General features: G+C 45.6%; 16 protein-coding genes, 1 tRNA gene and 1 pseudogene. 15 read left to right on the forward strand and 3 right to left on the reverse strand.

Annotated features, from left to right (window positions below):
- The 4 genes and pseudogenes from K2Q13_RS06245 to K2Q13_RS06260 form a co-directional block, all read left to right on the forward strand.
- A pseudogene (locus K2Q13_RS06245) lies at nucleotides 1-432 on the forward strand (hypothetical protein); the annotation flags it as partial.
- A gap of 184 nt (nucleotides 433-616) precedes the next feature.
- Nucleotides 617-811 carry a helix-turn-helix domain-containing protein gene (locus tag K2Q13_RS06250; RefSeq protein WP_292920059.1) on the forward strand — a complete coding sequence of 65 codons (195 nt, stop codon included), beginning with the start codon at nucleotides 617-619 and terminating at the stop codon, nucleotides 809-811.
- A gap of 8 nt (nucleotides 812-819) precedes the next feature.
- Entirely contained in the window at nucleotides 820-2,523 is a 1,704-nt protein-coding gene (locus K2Q13_RS06255) for a replication endonuclease (protein WP_292920061.1), read from the forward strand.
- A 150-nt stretch (nucleotides 2,524-2,673) separates the two neighbouring features.
- Entirely contained in the window at nucleotides 2,674-4,941 is a 2,268-nt protein-coding gene (locus K2Q13_RS06260) for a hypothetical protein (protein ID WP_292920063.1), read from the forward strand.
- Nucleotides 4,942-5,802: 861 nt separating this feature from the next.
- Here K2Q13_RS06260 and K2Q13_RS06265 read toward each other — a convergent pair.
- Nucleotides 5,803-5,878: transfer RNA gene (locus K2Q13_RS06265), tRNA-Thr, on the reverse strand.
- Nucleotides 5,879-6,088: 210 nt separating this feature from the next.
- On the opposite strand from K2Q13_RS06265, the gene aroQ reads away from it, so the two are divergent.
- The 8 genes from aroQ (at nucleotide 6,089) to K2Q13_RS06305 (ending at nucleotide 14,202) form a co-directional block, all read left to right on the forward strand.
- On the forward strand, nucleotides 6,089-6,541 hold the full coding sequence (gene aroQ, locus K2Q13_RS06270) for a type II 3-dehydroquinate dehydratase (RefSeq protein ID WP_292920065.1): 453 nt from the start codon (nucleotides 6,089-6,091) through the stop codon (nucleotides 6,539-6,541).
- 70 nt (nucleotides 6,542-6,611) lie between these two features.
- Complete coding sequence (gene accB / locus K2Q13_RS06275) at nucleotides 6,612-7,094, forward strand: acetyl-CoA carboxylase biotin carboxyl carrier protein (protein WP_292920067.1); 483 nt, start codon at nucleotides 6,612-6,614, stop codon at nucleotides 7,092-7,094.
- Nucleotides 7,095-7,119: 25 nt separating this feature from the next.
- Nucleotides 7,120-8,481 (forward strand): acetyl-CoA carboxylase biotin carboxylase subunit, encoded by a 1,362-nt coding sequence (gene accC, locus K2Q13_RS06280; RefSeq protein ID WP_292920069.1) that lies wholly within the window; start codon nucleotides 7,120-7,122, stop codon nucleotides 8,479-8,481.
- A 35-nt stretch (nucleotides 8,482-8,516) separates the two neighbouring features.
- Nucleotides 8,517-9,434 (forward strand): 50S ribosomal protein L11 methyltransferase, encoded by a 918-nt coding sequence (prmA, locus tag K2Q13_RS06285; RefSeq protein WP_292920071.1) that lies wholly within the window; start codon nucleotides 8,517-8,519, stop codon nucleotides 9,432-9,434.
- Nucleotides 9,435-9,524: 90 nt separating this feature from the next.
- Nucleotides 9,525-10,358 (forward strand): zinc-ribbon and DUF3426 domain-containing protein, encoded by an 834-nt coding sequence (locus tag K2Q13_RS06290; RefSeq protein WP_292920073.1) that lies wholly within the window; start codon nucleotides 9,525-9,527, stop codon nucleotides 10,356-10,358.
- Nucleotides 10,359-10,393: 35 nt separating this feature from the next.
- Nucleotides 10,394-10,873 carry a hypothetical protein gene (locus K2Q13_RS06295; RefSeq protein WP_292920075.1) on the forward strand — a complete coding sequence of 160 codons (480 nt, stop codon included), beginning with the start codon at nucleotides 10,394-10,396 and terminating at the stop codon, nucleotides 10,871-10,873.
- Between the two features lie 39 nt (nucleotides 10,874-10,912).
- The gene (locus tag K2Q13_RS06300; RefSeq protein WP_292920077.1) at nucleotides 10,913-13,744 is read left to right on the forward strand and encodes an SUMF1/EgtB/PvdO family nonheme iron enzyme; all 2,832 of its coding nucleotides are present in this window, start codon (nucleotides 10,913-10,915) and stop codon (nucleotides 13,742-13,744) included.
- A 158-nt stretch (nucleotides 13,745-13,902) separates the two neighbouring features.
- Nucleotides 13,903-14,202: an SUMF1/EgtB/PvdO family nonheme iron enzyme gene (locus K2Q13_RS06305; protein WP_292920079.1), complete on the forward strand. Its 300-nt coding sequence runs from the start codon at nucleotides 13,903-13,905 to the stop codon at nucleotides 14,200-14,202.
- Nucleotides 14,203-14,325: 123 nt separating this feature from the next.
- Here K2Q13_RS06305 and avd read toward each other — a convergent pair whose 3' ends face one another.
- A complete protein-coding gene (gene avd / locus K2Q13_RS06310) occupies nucleotides 14,326-14,670 on the reverse strand; it encodes a diversity-generating retroelement protein Avd (protein WP_292920081.1) in 345 nt (114 codons plus the stop codon).
- On the opposite strand from avd, the gene K2Q13_RS06315 reads away from it, so the two are divergent.
- Nucleotides 14,643-15,785, forward strand: coding sequence for a reverse transcriptase domain-containing protein (locus K2Q13_RS06315; RefSeq protein ID WP_292920083.1), 1,143 nt, complete (start codon nucleotides 14,643-14,645; stop codon nucleotides 15,783-15,785). The genes avd and K2Q13_RS06315 overlap by 28 nt on opposite strands.
- A 42-nt stretch (nucleotides 15,786-15,827) precedes the next feature.
- Here K2Q13_RS06315 and K2Q13_RS06320 read toward each other — a convergent pair whose 3' ends face one another.
- Nucleotides 15,828-16,976 (reverse strand): SUMF1/EgtB/PvdO family nonheme iron enzyme, encoded by a 1,149-nt coding sequence (locus tag K2Q13_RS06320; RefSeq protein WP_292920085.1) that lies wholly within the window; start codon nucleotides 16,974-16,976, stop codon nucleotides 15,828-15,830.
- Between the two features lie 77 nt (nucleotides 16,977-17,053).
- Between K2Q13_RS06320 and K2Q13_RS06325 the strand changes: the two genes are divergently transcribed.
- Nucleotides 17,054-17,236: a hypothetical protein gene (locus K2Q13_RS06325; RefSeq protein ID WP_292920087.1), complete on the forward strand. Its 183-nt coding sequence runs from the start codon at nucleotides 17,054-17,056 to the stop codon at nucleotides 17,234-17,236.
- 26 nt (nucleotides 17,237-17,262) lie between these two features.
- Nucleotides 17,263-17,517 (forward strand): type II toxin-antitoxin system PemK/MazF family toxin, encoded by a 255-nt coding sequence (locus K2Q13_RS06330; RefSeq protein WP_292920089.1) that lies wholly within the window; start codon nucleotides 17,263-17,265, stop codon nucleotides 17,515-17,517.
- Nucleotides 17,518-17,592: the final 75 nt, after the last annotated feature.

Below are 17,592 nucleotides of genomic sequence, written 5' to 3' on the forward strand. Positions count from 1 at the left end.
AACTGCTTATTAAAAGATGACATTAATAAAGCCTATCTGGATTCGCTGTATGTCAAACGTGAAGAAGTAATTGAATTGTGCATCAGGTCTCATTACGACCTACCATCTTGTTGGATGCCTAGATATCTACCTGAGGGACAAATAGTTACTAAGGAAGCTAAAAACTACCGGCCAGCTGATGAAATGGAAGACCGGATTAGTTGCAAAGCAATAGCCAGCACCTTATGGGAACTTGATCCAGCTATCCACCCTAATCATATTGCTCGATCTAAAATATTGCAGCGAATTGGCAATGGCGCTCAATATGACATAAGTACTATTACTGAATGGATTGCCGAGCTTGATCCACAAAAAGACAATAGAAAACCAGGGCGACCTCCTAAAGCAAACTATTCAATTAAATTTGAAATGGTCCCTCAGTCTAAAAAATAGCCACTCAGTTTCTGCTTGATTAATTCATACTGGGGACTACCAAAACTGGCTCCAGAAAAGGATCTATAAAACTTGATGCTTCTTGATCGACGACATTAAATACCCTTCAGTCAACTGACCCTTTTTTATTTCTCTGCAAGTTGCAGCAGTATTGATTCCATATTAACAACTCACGGAGTCAATCATGCAAAACCCATTACTCACTACTAAACAAGCGGCACAAATCTTAGGCGTTAGCATCGCATTCCTGGAACGAGACCGCTGGGCAGGGGCGCGTGTGCCCTTCGTCAAAATAGGCTCCCGAGCAGTTCGCTATCGCCATAGCGATCTGCTTGCTTATATTGAATCGTGTCTGTGTCAATCCACCAGTCAGTACTGAGGTGTGTCATGCACACGTCAGTACGAGGTAGCCAAGAACTACTCACTCCCGGCGAACAGATTGCCGAAAGTATTTTAAGTTTACTGGATGAACCGGATAGCAGCTACAAGCGATGGCGTGCGCCCATATTCCAGAGACTCCCCGAACTCTTTGCTAAAAACGCCGCCGATGAGTACAAAGAAACTTACATCTTTGAAGGCAGGCGCAATGCCAATCAAGGTTTACTTAAAGCCTATGGAAAGCTCAACAAGTACAGCATTCCGCTCAATGCTTCCGATGACGATCTGCAGGCACTATCCAAACGCATAGTCATGGAAATCAAGGATTTTAGTAATTTCCTCCTCAATCGAACCGATAAAATAGCCAGTCTGCTGCACTATGCGCAGAAATATGACGTCAATCTAGCCTCTTTAGATAACTCAAGTATCACAGAGAAGGGCATTTATACCCGCCTGACCGATGAAAACTGGTGGCTGCGCAGACTACGTAAAACTCATGCCAGGAATCTGGAACAGGGAGCGATTCGATCCGGTTTCGTCCATCAACGTAAAGGCAAGTACGTCAGTGATGAAACCCTGCAACGGCGTAGAGAACAAAAAAAACGTAACCAACGTATTCTTGAGAGTCTGCTAGTCATTAATGAAATGGATGAAGGCCTCACGCTCAGCGAATTAGCAGAGCATAGCTTGGCCAATCCACGAGTACGGCGCAGTGAATTGATGGTGCGTATCTTCGGCTTTGAATTCATTGCCAATGAACTGGGACATGCGGGTGAATTTTATACCATCACTTGTCCATCCCGAATGCACGCGCGTTTATCCGGTAGTTGCAAAGCTAATCCCAAATATGACGGCACCACACCCAAACAAGCGCAAAAATATCTAAACAAAGTCTGGTCAAGAATCCGCGCCAAACTTGATCGCGATGATCTGGATATCTATGGTTTTCGCATTGCTGAACCGCAACATGACGGCACGCCACATTGGCATATGCTGGTATTTATACCACCTGACCACAGTGAAAAAGTGCGCAAGATTTTTCAACGCTATGCCCTAGAAACCGATGGCGATGAGCCGGGCGCACTAAGACATCGCTTCACAGCCATTGCTATTGATAAAAGCAAAGGTTCTGCGGTTGGTTACATCGCCAAATACATTTCGAAGAATATCGATGGTTACGGCCTTGAACATGATATTGATGGCAACCCAATACAGGAAGCGGCTGAACGTGTGGAAGCCTGGGCATCAACCTGGGGCATCCGGCAATTTCAACAAATTGGCGGTGCGCCTGTTAGCGTTTGGCGTGAATTACGCAGAATCAGTGATGCACCGGAAGGCATTCTACAACAAGCCCAGCAGGCGGCCGATCAGGGCAAATGGGGACAGTTTATTCAATTGATGGGCGGCGTGACTTGCAAACGAAAAGATAATCCCATCAAGTTACTGAAAGTAGAATCCAAAGAACTGGGAAAATATGGTGATCCGATAGGACAAAAACTCTGCGGCATAAAAACAGATTCCATCCAATTACCCACCCGCTTGCATCAATGGCGTATTGAACGATGTGCAGTAAACACAGAACAGACTGAACGGCGAAGCGCAAAGCGCCCGAGTGGGAGCGACAACGGCAGCGACCGCGAGGCCGCATTTGCGGCGCAGCCGCCTTGGAGTTCTGTTAATAACTGTACGTATAATTTAAGTATTTCTTTGTAAAGCCACATTCGTTCATATCATGATCTTTCTTTTTCCTAATGCATCCTATTAATAATTGCATACAAGGCTTTTACTTGTTAAAGTGAAATATGACTAATATTATTAGTAGTCCTTATATTGCCTAATACAATAAAAAAGGAGAAAGAAATTATGTATCGCCTTATTCTTCTACTAATCATCATGTTACCGATAGACAAAGCAGTAGCTATCCAAATTTCTTCTATATTTAAAGAAGAAGCTTCAAGTTATTGCCCTGTCAATACATGGAATATAACTTATAAGGCATGCAGATCAGAACTTTGTGGTAAGGAGCGTTATGATATTAGAGAAGTTAATGGAAAAAATGATGGAAATGGAGGCTGCGAAAATGACAGGAAGAATTATTGTGAAGCAGCAAAAATGCCAGGCGAAGAGTCGGAGGGTTGTACCTACTCATGCATAACAAAATCTAAGTTGTCGAGGCCTTTTTATTGGGAAAGTCATTTTTTTGTGAGACTCTATAAGGTACGGGATAAGCAATGTGAAGGAGATCAACGTGCTGCAATTTGTGGAGAAGAAACACGTACGCCTGCGACTTACCAATCCTGTCAAAATTGGCATCATGAAATATCCGCTTCTAAATTACACGAATTAATGCTTTCTGGTCGTGGAGTTGATCGAGCTACAGCTTCTCTTGCGATATCTATATCAGAGTTCAAAGTAAAACTTGTAGATGAAGATTTCAACTTAATTGATAAATATCTTCTGAATATTTCAGAAGATTCCCCTCTAGAGGAGAAGCGGATTGATGCTTTGCGCAAATATATAGTTGCAAGTAATGCGATGGTACAAAAAACAAGAATCCAAGAAATAATTTCTTCATTGGAACCCGAGCTAATTGGCAATGATGATCAAAAAATAGTCTTTATACTTAATAATGAGAATGAAGAATCCTCTTTATCACAAAGAAAAAAATATTATTCTTCAGTTTCAAAAGACTATAGTGCTTTATCCAATGGTTCTGCACCAATATATGAACCCACCCCCTATGTTATGGGTTATGGAATTAATTCGATTACTGGTCTTTCAAAAGGATCTTGTATTGATAAAACGACTAATGTAACTGAAATTCCTTCTGGAAAGAAAGTAGAGTTTGAATTAAGGCGCATTGATGATTATCAGACTTTACTGGAAACATTATATGCAAAAGCAAGCGCTTCAGTTTCATATGGTTTAGGCTCAGGTAAGGGAAGCGTAGAATTTAGTAAGGAATATAAGTCAGCTGAAAATTCGATTTTCCTTTTGGCCAATGTAAATGTTACCTGGGATGATTTTATAGCAGATTACAAAGATCTAGATCCTCTTTGGGCAAAAATAGTAAAATCCAATCCACGAAGATTTTATGAGGGATGTGGTGATATATATGTAAAAGGTATGCGAAAAGGTAATCAGTTTCTCGCTATATATCAGCTGTTTGCAAAAGACTCAATTGAGAAAGATCGACTCAAAGCCAGCTTTGAGGGGAATTATGCAGGCAAATTTTCTGCTTCAGCTGATTTCGCTCAAGCTCTTGAAAGAGCTCATACTTATACAAACGTTGAAATGAGATTACTTAGTCCTGGCTTTCCTGGTGGAAATGTACCAACTGATGCAGATAGCCTTACGACATATGTTAAAGAATTCCCAGACAAAGCGACATATGATAAAGCTGTACCTTTAATTGCTTTAACTGGCTCATATTCCGATTTTCCATCATTTAAAAACGATAATCCATTTGTTACTCGTCAACAAAGAAGTTATATACAAGATGCCGATAGAGATTTTGAATGGATTAATGCAAAGATTAGTTTAATCGAACATATTAAGGATAATATTTCTGAATATGATTTCAGTGGCTTACCTAAAGATATTTTGATTAAGACAGAGAATAATCTTTTTGTTTCGAGAGAAAACATAAGTAAACTCGGATCTGAGTGTTTTGAAAATAGCAAAAAGTGTATAAATTATAAAGCACTAGACCAAAATAATTTTACCTTCCCTAATCGCAAAAAAATAGTATATGTAACGGGTGGATGCTCAGATAAATCTAAGCGCTTCTACAACTTTAATGGTGGTTGCCGAGATCTTGAAACTGGTCATATTTGGAGTGCTGTTTCAGATGATTATTGGGATGCGGAAGGAGCACGTCAATATTGTAGCAATTTAAAGCAAAATAATATTTCAGGTTGGAATTTACCAAATGTTTTTGAACTTTCAAGTATTAAAGCTTCAGAAGGCGGTTATTTAGGGTTCTTAAAAGGAAGTAATTTAGATGATTGGTTCTGGAGTTATGACACTACAATTCCTGCACAAAACTATCGTGTAAATACATTTAGAGGTGATCGTAAGGCTGAGAATGATTCAAAGTTACTTTTTAAAGTAATATGTCGCCAACGATAAAGATAGTGAGATCAACATTCATTAATCCACCCCTTTTTAAGGGTATTGATTCGATCGGGAATCAAGCAGCTATATTTAACTCAGCTGTGGAAGGATATGCAATATGACTTGATGAATTGCGACCTGATTTAGGAATTTACCCGGTGTAAACATTGTCAATTTGCGATTTATGTTCTTGCAATATGAGTTCAACAGGCTTGGCCAGGGTCGAGCAAACGATTCGGGTACGTCGTCTCCGGCGTGAAATTAGGCATAAAACAATTTTAATCTGGGCGGTTCTTGTTAACTTCAATAGCAAAAACGTCTTCCATTAAAAGTAGATTCCACTCACATTTCTCGTGACTGTCTGTTACCGTTTTCACTAATTTTTAATTTCTTATCAAGAAGTAGAATTGAAGAATTACTTTGATTTTATTGAAAATTAGTTAATACATTAGGACTACTATAAGGTCAACTTTTATTTGATTACAGTAACTTAAATATTAATAAGTTTCTGTCTTAATTGGTAAGTCATGGCAAAAACGAACTTCCGATCAACGTATTAAAAGTTCGAGCCATTCCAAACCATTTTTCATCAATAACAAAACACAAATTAAACTTTGTTCACTTACCTCCTTAATTTTGTGTCTACATATGGTCTACACAAGGATTATAAAAATACTTACCATTACACAACTTATTGATTTTATGGTGCCGACACCAAGAATCGAACTCTGGACCTTCTGATTACAAATTTGACTGACTTGAAAATAAGCTTTTCATGCAAAGTTTCTTACTATTTCCTATATTCATCCTCATGTCTACATAGTGTATACATTAATTTGATTAAATATTGATACTATATATAACTTATTGAATAATTGGTGCTGTTGCGCAGAATCGAACTGCGGACCTACTGATTACGAATCAGTTGCTCTACCAACTGAGCTACAACAGCCCGGCTTAAATCGAGCGAGGTATTATAGATGGTTGAGGAATTGCGGGCAAATGATAAAGATTTGAATGCGGTGATTGTATTTTTTTATTGCCGTAAAATGAACTTTTTCACAATTACTGGTTTCAATATTTTTCTGACAATTTTCGCTTAAGTTCGGCGAAATTCATCAAAAATCTGTACATTTTTATTGCAACGGTACATAATTCTCAAATGGATGCAGAAAAGACGAAGGCGAGTAATATCTTGATTATTCATGGACCCAATTTGAATATGTTGGGTGTTCGTGAGCCCGAGATCTATGGTGGCACGACATTGCAGGATATTAACAGAAATTTGAGTGAATTAGCTGAAAATACTGGGTTTAAACTGGTTTTTTTTCAGAGTAATGCAGAATCGGCATTGATTGAAAGAATACAGCAAACGATGAACGACGGAACCAATTTCATTATTATCAACCCGGCTGCCTACACACATACCAGCATTGCTATGCGAGATGCAATTGCCGCGATTAAGCTGCCATTTATCGAAGTGCATTTGTCGAATATTTACTCTCGTGAATCTTTTCGTCAGCATTCCTATTTTTCAGATTTGGCGATTGGTGTTATCAGTGGTTTAGGTGCTAAGGGCTATGAATTAGCACTAAAATATGCGATGACGTCTTGAGCATCTGTGTTGCGATTTACTATAGTTGTAAAACTTCCTTACAGCGAGACGATGTCTCGGGAGATTGGATATGGATTTAAGAAAGCTTAAGAAACTTATTGAGTTGGTTGAAGAGTCGAGTATTGCCGAACTGGAGATTACAGAGGGCGAGGAAAAAGTGCGTATCAGTAAATCCGGTTCCGGTGTGCAGAACTATGCTTTCATGCCGCCACCTATGGCGGCAATGATGCCTTCGGCTTCTCAGTCAGCGCCGGCGACAATTTCTGAAGCCAATACGTCTGCTGAAATAGCAGACTCAAATAATAAATCCATCCCAGATGGACATATTGTCAAGTCTCCGATGGTGGGTACATTTTATCGGGCGGCATCGCCTGGGGCCAGTCCATTTGTTGAAGTTGGGCAGAGCGTGAAAGTTGGAGATACGCTCTGCATCATTGAGGCCATGAAATTACTGAACGAAATAGAAGCGGATAAAAATGGTGTGGTCAAAGCGATCTTATCAGAGAATGGGCAACCGGTTGAGTACGGTGAGCCTTTATTCGTAATTAAATAATTCTCTGAATAGAGATCAGATAGCTATGTTTGAGAAGATTCTTATTGCAAATCGCGGCGAAATTGCGTTGCGGATTCAGCGTGCCTGCCGTGCGATGGGCATTAAAACAGTGGCGGTGCATTCAGAGGCCGATGCGGAAGCGAAATATGTGATGTTGTCCGACGAATCGGTATGCATCGGCCCAGCTCCTGTCGGACAGAGTTACCTTAATATTCCGGCCATTATCAGTGCCGCCGAGGTGACCGATGCAGAGGCTATTCATCCCGGTTATGGATTCTTGTCTGAGAATGCGGATTTTGCCGAACGAGTTGAGAAAAGTGGATTTGTATTTATCGGCCCACGATCAGAAACAATACGTTTGATGGGAGATAAAGTCAGCGCAAAGAATGCCATGAAAGCTGCGGGTGTTCCGTGCGTTCCGGGGTCGGATGGCGCGTTGCCGGAAGACCTTGACGAGGTAAAAAAGATTGTCAAGGAGATCGGTTATCCCGTAATTCTTAAAGCCGCAGGTGGGGGTGGTGGGCGTGGTATGCGGGTGGTGCATACCGAAGCTGCCCTATCTAATGCAGTTATCATGACACGCAATGAAGCGCAGTCGGCATTTGGCAATCCGACAATCTATGCAGAGAAATTTCTGGAAAACCCGCGTCATATTGAATTTCAGTTACTAATGGATGAGCATGGCCATGCGGTTCACTTGGGCGAAAGAGATTGTTCCTTGCAACGCCGTCACCAGAAAATTCTCGAGGAAGCGCCCGCGCCTGGAATATCGGAGAAATTGCGTAATAAAATCGGCGAACGTTGTGCCGATGCTTGTCGCCGAATCAAATACCGTGGTGTAGGTACGTTTGAATTTTTGTTTGAGAATAATGAGTTTTACTTCATTGAAATGAACACCCGTTTGCAAGTGGAGCATCCGATAACGGAGGCGATCACAGGTATTGATCTGGTGCAGGCGCAAATAAATGTTGCGGCTGGCAAGGTTTTACCGATGCACCAGAAAGATATTGTGTTCAAGGGGCATGCCATAGAGTGCCGTATCAATGCTGAAGATGCTTATAAATTAACCCCTTCTGCCGGGCGAATTACGCAATATCATGCACCAGGCGGCCCCGGAGTGCGAGTTGACTCGCATGTTTACCATAATTATATGGTGCCGCCATACTATGATTCGATGATAGGAAAAATCATTACCTATGGCGATACCCGCGAGCAAGCAATTGCGCGCATGCGAATTGCGCTGTCTGAAATGGTGGTGGCCGGGATCAAAACCAATATTCCATTGCATCGTGACTTGATGCATGATGCATCCTTCTTGCGCGGAGGTGTTTCAATTCATTATCTGGAGCAAAAGCTTGCACTGCATAATAAAACTAAAACCGATTGAGTGGTGGATTTGACCGCAAGCCCGATACATTAAGCATGTCTTGGGTTACGCTAATTATCAAAGCTGACGCAGCGAATGCCGAGTTGTTGAGCGACGCATTGATGGAGCAGGGTGCATTATCGGTGGATATTCATGATGCGGCGGCTGACACGCAAGACGAGCAAATGCTGTTCGGAGAACCTGGAGAGCCCTGCGAAGAAATCTGGCGCAATGCTGAAGTGTCAGCACTATTCAATCAAGATGCTGATATCGATGAAATTCTATCCAATCTGACCCATATTGCGCAACCAAGCAGCCAACTGGATTTCCGTTTGGAGCGTGTTGAAGAGCAGGACTGGGTGCGTCTGACTCAATCCCAATTTGATCCCATTCAAATCTCGCAGCGTTTATGGATTGTTCCCACTTGGCATCAGGCACCTGATCCTGGCGCGATTAATCTGATATTGGATCCAGGGTTGGCATTTGGTACCGGCAGTCATCCTACGACGCAGTTGTGTCTCGGTTGGTTGGATCAGAATTTGCGACCAGGCGCTAAGGTTGTTGATTATGGTTGTGGCTCCGGGATATTAGCGATAGCTGCATTAAAACTGGGTGCCAGCCATGTCACCGGCATCGATATTGATTCCCAGGCGATTAAAGCCAGCCAGGAAAATGCAGCCAGAAATCATTGCGCTGCGTATCAATTCTTTTTTACAACCAACCATCAGACTGCTATACGGGATTTGCAACCGGAAGACCAGGCGGATGTTGTGGTTGCCAATATTCTGGCGAATCCTTTAATCATGCTGGCACCAATTCTGGCGCAATTGGTTCGGCAACAAGGCTCCATTGTATTGTCTGGGATCTTGCGCCAGCAAGCTGCCGAAGTTAAGGATGCCTTTCAACAGTGGTTTGATATGGACAGTGGTAATGAACAGCAAGGATGGGTGTTGTTAACCGGCAGCAAAAGATGAAATAATTATTGCCTTTATCAGATTTCCAGGTTTGGCAGGTAAGCAGTTCACTGGCCCATTTAACGTGACGATTCATTCAGACAATAACCTATGGCGCTTGTAACACTTTGTCCAGGTTGCAGTACCACCTTCCGCGTGAATGCTGCGCAATTGCAGGCACATGGGGGCGATGTGCGTTGCGGATGCTGCCAGCGGATATTCAATGGGTTTGCCACGCTGATTACGGTCAATGAGTCGGCCATCGAATATACCTCCCAGATTCAACTGTATACCTTCAGCACGACTAAGATAGCGGCCGAAAATCAGATCATTCCTGAAAGCTCAGATAATGAAGTCGAAACGCACGTTATTTCGGAGTTGAATCAAGAAACAATCGAAACAACTGAAACAGCTGAGCTAACTCAAACATCGGACACTTTGTTCGGGGATGAGAAGCCGGATAAGCAGTTTTACGTGAAGTGGGGATTGGTGAATGCACTATTGGCGTTGCTCTTGATGGCTCAGATTGCATATAGCTATCGCACTGAACTGACCATGATTACGCCGGAAATTAGACCACGTCTGGAGCAGTTGTGCGAATTCTTGTCGTGTACAGTGCCTTATCCGAGAGATATCAATCTGATTGGCATCGAATCATCTGAATTGCAGAAAAATCCCGCGCAACAGCCTGAAGTAGCCACGATGTATGCAACTATCCATAATTATGCGCCTTTTCCACAGGCATGGCCCGCCTTGCAACTATCATTGCTGGATGCACGAGAAGAATTAATTGCCAGTCGTATTTTCACAGCGCAGGATTATTTGCAAGAGGCGGACAAATCATTGCAATTTATTCGGTCTCAACAAGAAATTGAGGTTCGATTGGATTTTGACAGCGATCAAGTGGATGCACTCGGTTATCGGTTGCTGTTGCTTTATCCTTAAACCGTGCATATCCATCAAATAGAGATATTGATATCATGAAAATAAAGGACTTGTTTGAGAACTGGAACCTTATCGGCCTGAAAGTCAAAACACCCATTCTGGATATGGACTGGAAGCCATCCGATCCCGACAAAGCCGCCGCCTGGGATCTTTATGTGGAATTACTCACGCGCATCACTACGCAACCGCTACCGGATGAAGACGGCGTGGAACTGACTGCACTGGACAGTATCCACGCATTGTTCGACATCACACGGGAAACGCTCAAAACGCATGGTCGTTCGTGTATTCAATTTGCCAGAATTGCCATTATCGTTCTCAATCAGGTGGTACGTCCTTTTACCGCAAAATGGCACCGCAAAAGTCAGCAAGGTGTATTTGCTTCACCCGAACAATGCCGGCAATTCCGCCAGGAATTGCGAACATTGCAAATGCAATTGCGGAATTACACTCGGTTACTAGGCAAACTTGCTGATGTGGAGGATTTGACCGAGATTGCTGCGGAAGATTTATAGTCTATAATTTACGCGAATCCATCATTAATAACATGCACCATGCCGCAGCCTGAGAGCCAAACCGCTAAATCGATATTCATCAGCTATAGCCGCACAGATCGTGAGGCCTGTATCCAATTGCGTTTAGAGCTGGAAAAAGCCGGATTGGTCGTATTTCAAGATGAAGCCGGTATTCGAACCGGCGATCGCTGGTTGAGCAAGTTGCAACAAGCGCTGCAGAGTTGCTCGGCTTTCGTGCTTCTGGTCGGACAAGACGGTATCCAGCGCTGGGTAGGCGCTGAAGTTCAAGTGGCATTGATCCGTCATTTATCGCCGCATGACGATGCGGAACGTCTGCCTATTTTTCCGGTTCTGCTTGATGATGCAAAACCGGAATCATTGCCGCCTTTTCTGTCGCTGTTTCAGGCAGATCGTTGGCAATCATCCGATCCGCTGTCGCAAGGTTTGATCGAAGTGATAAGCACCCATTCAATCCGTGCGGATGGCGAGATGGTGTTCGAAGGCTGTCCGTTTCTTGGTTTAAGTGCTTTTGGCAAGGGCGATGCCAGACTATTCTTTGGACGCCGTTTGGAAACTCTGGAGGCATTGACTTATCTCGGCGATCAGCAGCAATCCAATCCGGAGCAATTGCATCCCAGCGGTAGTGCAACGTACACCCGCTGGTTGCAAATTGAAGGCAACAGCGGATCAGGCAAATCATCACTGGTTCAGGCGGGTATGCTACCGATGATCGAGCAAGGCGTCTTATGGGCGCGCACCGGTTTTGAACACTGGCAGATTTTAGGGCCAATGATGCCCGGCAAGAATCCGCTGGAAAAGTTGGCTGAGACACTGGAGCAAGGTTTAATTGCAGATCCGGCAAAACGCAATTCGCTTGACAGGCTGGAACGCCTGAAAAAAGATCCGCGCGCGCTTGCGTTCACGATCAAGGATTTCAAACAAGCCAATAGCGCATTCTTGCTAATTGTCGACCAGTTTGAAGAATTATTCACGTTTGCCGATGAGTCTGAGCGCAAGCAATTTGACGTGCTACTGGCTACCGCGCTGAAAGATCCGGAATGCCCGTTGTTTTTGATCAACACGGTACGTGCAGATTTTTTGGATCGTTTTGAATACTTGCCCAACCTGCAATCGATTTATAACAATTATTGCAAACGCTACTTTCTGCCGCTGATCTCCATCCAGGGCTTAGAGGAAATCATCGAGCAACCGGCAAGGGTGGCACGGCTGGATGTCAGTGAAATCACCACCGCGATCCTCAATGATGCCAAAGATGAAATCGGCGCATTGCCGCTGGTAGAAAACGCGCTATGGCTGTTGTGGCAACAGCGACAGGATCACAAGCTCAGTGGCGAAGCGTATCGTGGCCAAGGCGGCATTGCCGGCATGCTGAGCCAACAAGCCGACGCATTGCTCGACCGTATCGAACAACAAGCGCCAAAAAAAGGCAAGCAAGCGGCCTTGGAATTACTGCTGGCATTGACGCGCGTCAACGATGAAGGCCGCAATACCCGCAAGCGCATTTCTCGCGCAGACGCTGTCTACGCCGCCGGCAAAGGCGACAGCAAATTGGGAGAACTCGTGTTGCGCGCGCTATCCGGTGAACGTCCGGAGGGAGCACTAAATACCGGCCATCACCAGGTATTGCGCTTGGTCACGATCATTGAAGAAAAAAGCCCGCAAGGTGACGCACAACAGTTTGTCGACCTGATTCACGAAACGCTGGTGCGTGCTCGCGCAAAAACGGACAACACCCAGCAAGCGGAAGGCTATTGGTCGACACTGTACCGCTACCTTGAGCAAAACCCCGATCGCGAAAGCTTGCGCCAGCAACTCAGTTTCAAAGCAAAACAGTGGCAAAACAGCAAAACTACCTGGGGCAAAATTTGGAGTCTTTGTTATTCCTATGCTGAGTTGAAGAATTACCGTAAATTGAGCATTCGCGTAGCAACACTGGAGGATCGCTTTCTGGCTTGGAGCAAACGCGTGCAAATTGCGCTGCTGCTGTTGCTACTCAGTATCACGCTATATGCCGCAGAATCGATACTGTGGATACAACAGCACGATCTGTCCCCGGAAATGATTCTGACTTTGCAACGCTTTCGTCTTGGCTACGCGCCGCTTCCTGTTTTGACAGAGAAACCTGTTCCACCCGGAGATTTAATGATGGGCGAACAAGATGCCGCGTTTATCGCCAATCTCGGAGAAAATGTGTGGTACTTTGGTGTACCCGGTAAATCGATTCAAATTACGCGACCTTTCTACCTGGGAAAAACCGAAATTACCTATGAGCAGTATGATTATTATGTCTGGAAAAAGCATCGTGCCGGTAACACGGAGATTGCGTTTCCGAATACCGCCAAGGGCGGTCGTGGCAACCAACCAGTAGTCAATGTGAGCTGGCTTGAAGCAGTTGCGTATACCGAATGGTTGAGTAAGCAAACTAGCCAAGAATGCCGCCTGCCGACGGAAGCGGAATGGGAATATGCGGCACGTGCAGGAACAACAACTGCTTATCCCTGGGGAGATGAATTAGGCAGTAACAACGCCAATTGTGATGGCTGCGGTAGTCGATGGGATAATAAAGAGGCTGCACCTGTGGGAAGTTTTACTGCAAACCGGTTCGGCTTGTACGATATGTCAGGAAACGCCTGGGAATGGACGTGCTCTAGCTGGAGCGACACATTTGATGGCAGCGAACAACAACAGTGTAATGAAGATACTTCTGATCAGCAAAACCGCGTGTTGCGCGGTGGTTCCTGGTTCGTTGGTCCGGACGGCGTGCGCGCGTCGGTGCGCTACTCCTACCTTCCGGACAATCGCACCGATAGTATCGGCTTTCGGGTGCTGTGTTCGTCCCCCATCGAATAGCGGTTCGCTGGCGCGCTGATCGCTGATTCTCGGGCAGGCTGTTCACTGTGCGCCGCAAAGCGGCGCCGCGCGCAATTTTGGCTTTATTTTTGCGTTTTTGGTTGGCATACTGTCTTGGCAGAATACGGTTCTGCGGGGTTCCCTGAGACGAGGCCCGCGTGTTGCGCGGTGGTTCCTGGAACAATAATCCGGATAACGTGCGCGCGTCGGCGCGCAACAACAACGATCCGGACAATCGCAACGATAATATCGGCTTTCGGGTGCTGTGTTTGTCCCACATCGAAATCTGCTCCGCTGCCGGAATTGCCAGTCGGTTACGGCTTGCTGGCCGAGGCCGGAGATGGATAGATGGCGCAGGTGAGTCCCGTCCGCATGTGGCACCATCGCATCGGGCGCATATTGAAACCGGGCGCCGCTTGGATTCGCTCCCGCGGCGCCCACTTTTTACAGCTTGTTAATGCAGCTCTCCCAATAACTGTCATTTCGAGCATAGCGAGAAATCCTTCGTGTTGCTTGCCTCAGATTCCTCACTTCGTTCGGAATGACAAATAAGGTTTATTGATAGCTTCATTAACTGAATGTTAGCGGTTGGATTGCTTGATCCACCCGCCCAGCAATTTGCCGATTTCCGCCACTTGGGTGCTGACATGCGTATATTGTCCATCATTGAGCCAGTGCCACTGATGCGCGAGCCGCAAATAAAGACGCAGCCGGCTCAATGCCGCATCTGCATCCTGCAAGGCTGCTCGGCGGCGTGCATCACGGCTGCTTTGCGCGGAAAATACCGCCTCTTGACAATCCAATGCAGCATTCATCAAACGCTGTGTGACAGTCTGCCGGTATACTTTGGGAAAATGTTCCGTCTTTGGTAGCAGCCAGGTTAATAAATCAAATAATCGTGTCAATAACACCAAGTCTTGCGTCATCTCTTCCCTCTCGTCATAGCGATGCATTCCAGAAACTATGCAGCTTGCCGCATTTGCTGCAGGCTTTTCAACGTGCCGCTTCGGGTAAACGGCGCAAAATGGATGTCGCTGCGTTTGAATTTCGATTGATGGATCATTTATTGCAGTTACGCGAAGAGCTGACTTCTGGCTGTTATTTACCCGGCTCGTACACCCATTTCCTGATCCATGAGCCGAAACGGCGCAAAATTAGTGCAGCCGTGTTTCGTGACCGGGTCGTGCATCATGCGCTTTGCAGCATCATCGAACCCCGTTTTGAGCAAGTGTTCATTCCGGATAGCTACGCCAATCGCACCGGCAAAGGCACCCATCGCGCCATTGCCCGCTTGCACCACTGTTGCAGAAGTTACAAATATGTTCTTCGGTGTGATATCCGCCAGCATTTTGCATCAATCGATCATGCCGTTTTGCTGGAAAGCTTGCGTCAACTGATACCAGAGCCCGACATCATGGATTTAATCGAAAAAATAGTTGCCGGTGGTTGCGATGCCTTGATTGACCAGTACGACATGGTTTGGTTTCCGGGCGACGATCTATTGGCTGTTTACCGGCCACGCGGATTGCCGATCGGCAATCTCACCTCTCAATTCTGGTCAAATTATTACTTGCATGGTTTTGATTTGTTCATCAAGCGTGAACTGGGATGCAAAGCATATTTGCGCTACGTTGACGATTTTGCATTGTTTTCGGATAGCAAACAGCAGCTCTGGCAATGGAAAACCGCAATCAAATTACGATTGGCTGTATTGCGATTAACCCTTCATGATCAAAAAGCGCAGGTATTGCCTACTGCAAACGGAGTGCCCTGGCTTGGCTTCGTTGTTTATCCCGAATTTCGCAAAGTCAAAGCGCGCAAAGTCCGGCATGCCACTCGTCGGCTACAGCACCGCTACCACGCCTACTGTCATGGACAAATATCCTTTGTAGAATTTGACGCCAGCATTCAAGGTTGGATCAATCACGTACGGTTTGCCGATTCGTGGGGCTTGTGGCGACATATGTTGAAACCATTCCGGATTAAACCGGGCGATTTGCGGCAAAAAAAGGTGCGCACCGCTTCGCGGCGCTATCAGTGAACAGCCAACCCGTGCTTCAGCGATCAGCGCGCCAGCGAACCGCTATTCGATGGGGGACGAACACAGCACCCGAAAGCCGATACCATCGTCGCGATCGACCGGATCGCCGTCGTAGCGCACCGACGCGCGCACGTCGTCCGGATAAACGTTCCAGGAACCACCGCGCAACACGCGGGCCTCGTTTCCCCCATCTTCCCATGATGAACCATCCGATGGCGCGCCCTGATAGCTATCGTGCCATTCATCCTGACACCACTCCCACACGTTACCGTGCATATCGTACAATCCAAAAGCATTGGGGGGGAATGAACCCACCGGTAACGTCTGCTCACCAGCAAAATTTGCCTGTTTTTGAGTGATATTCTCACCCGTATGATAGGGTGTTTCAGTTCCGGAACGGCAGGCATATTCCCACTCCGCTTCACTCGGTAAACGGTAACGCCGGCTGGATTGTTTGCTGAGCCAAGCACAGTATTCTTGTGCATCTTGCCAAGGAACGTTGATTACTGGCCGGTTCTCACGTCCCCAATGGTTATCGGAAGGCTTCTTGGCTCTAGTTTCCCGACAAAATAGGTCGTATTCGTCGAAAGTAACCACATAAACGCCCAGCGCGAACGGCTGAGTAATTTGTACTTCATGCTGCGGTCTTTCGCTATCACGATTGGGTGAACCCATCAAAAAACGGCCCGCAGGTATCACCATCATCAATGGCCCTTCACCGCCGCATTGCAGTTTGTCGCGGAACGTTTGACCGGTTGTCAGTAAGTGCCTGGCGTTGGGTTGAGCTGGTTTTGCCAACTCACCATTTAAATGTATCCGCAAGGAATCCAGAAGCTGTGAAAACCCGGAATGTCGCGGCTGGTTATTCCATCCAACCAGATCCGCAGCTTGTATGCGGCTGAATCCATAGGGGCATTCCACCGCTTCGATGAATGCGGGAAAGAGAATATTCTTGCGCTTGCCGTATTCAGCTTCCTCTAGTACAAAATCGCTGTCGCGTGAAACCGCAGACCAAAGCACTACCACAGCTTTTGCGTCGTGTAATTCCCGCTCGATTTCCCTATGCCATCGACGGCCCACATGGGTTTGCTTGTCGATGAAAACTCCCCATCCTTCCTGCCGGAGTCGTTGTACCAATTGTTCCGCAATCACGAGATCGCTTCTCGAATAACCAATGAAAATATCACTCATTCTTGTTTTTTTAGCTTGCAATGGCCGTTATTATAAGCAACAAATAGCCCATCGGAAGTCTATGTGCGATTATTTCTATGAATAATACGGGTTGCGCATTTGATCGTCGGGTGCGGCTGACGGTCTTGGATGGGCAGATTATTATTACGCTAATAGCAGATGAACCAATGACACTGGAACAACGCCTGACACAGTTTGATCCTGCGCGGCATGGGGGTGAAGCGATGTGTGTGCAGTCCGTAGGTGCGGAAAAATGGTGAAGATGCAAGCAACACAGTGAGCAGTCATGGTTAATAAAGGCAATAGCCTAGAACTATGGTTGCCTGACCGTCGTGAAATTATCTGGATTAATTGCAATCCGCAGGCCGGACAGGAAATGCGCGACCTGCACCCTTTTTTGGTACTTTCTCCGAAGATTTTCAACAGCAAGACTTCCTTTGTAATCGGTTTGCCAGTGACCACTGCAGCTTACAATACAGACAATCCATTTGCAGTTGCGGTAGGCAAAGCGACGAAAAAGAAAATTGAACAAACCAGCTGAGACCTTTGCAAAATTCAACGAATTTTCAGATTCGTTACAATTTCTGATTTTTTTGTGAATATTGGGGTATTTTTT

Origin of the sequence: Nitrosomonas sp., assembly GCF_019752095.1 — a bacterium.
Taxonomy (GTDB): Bacteria; Pseudomonadota; Gammaproteobacteria; order Burkholderiales; family Nitrosomonadaceae; genus Nitrosomonas.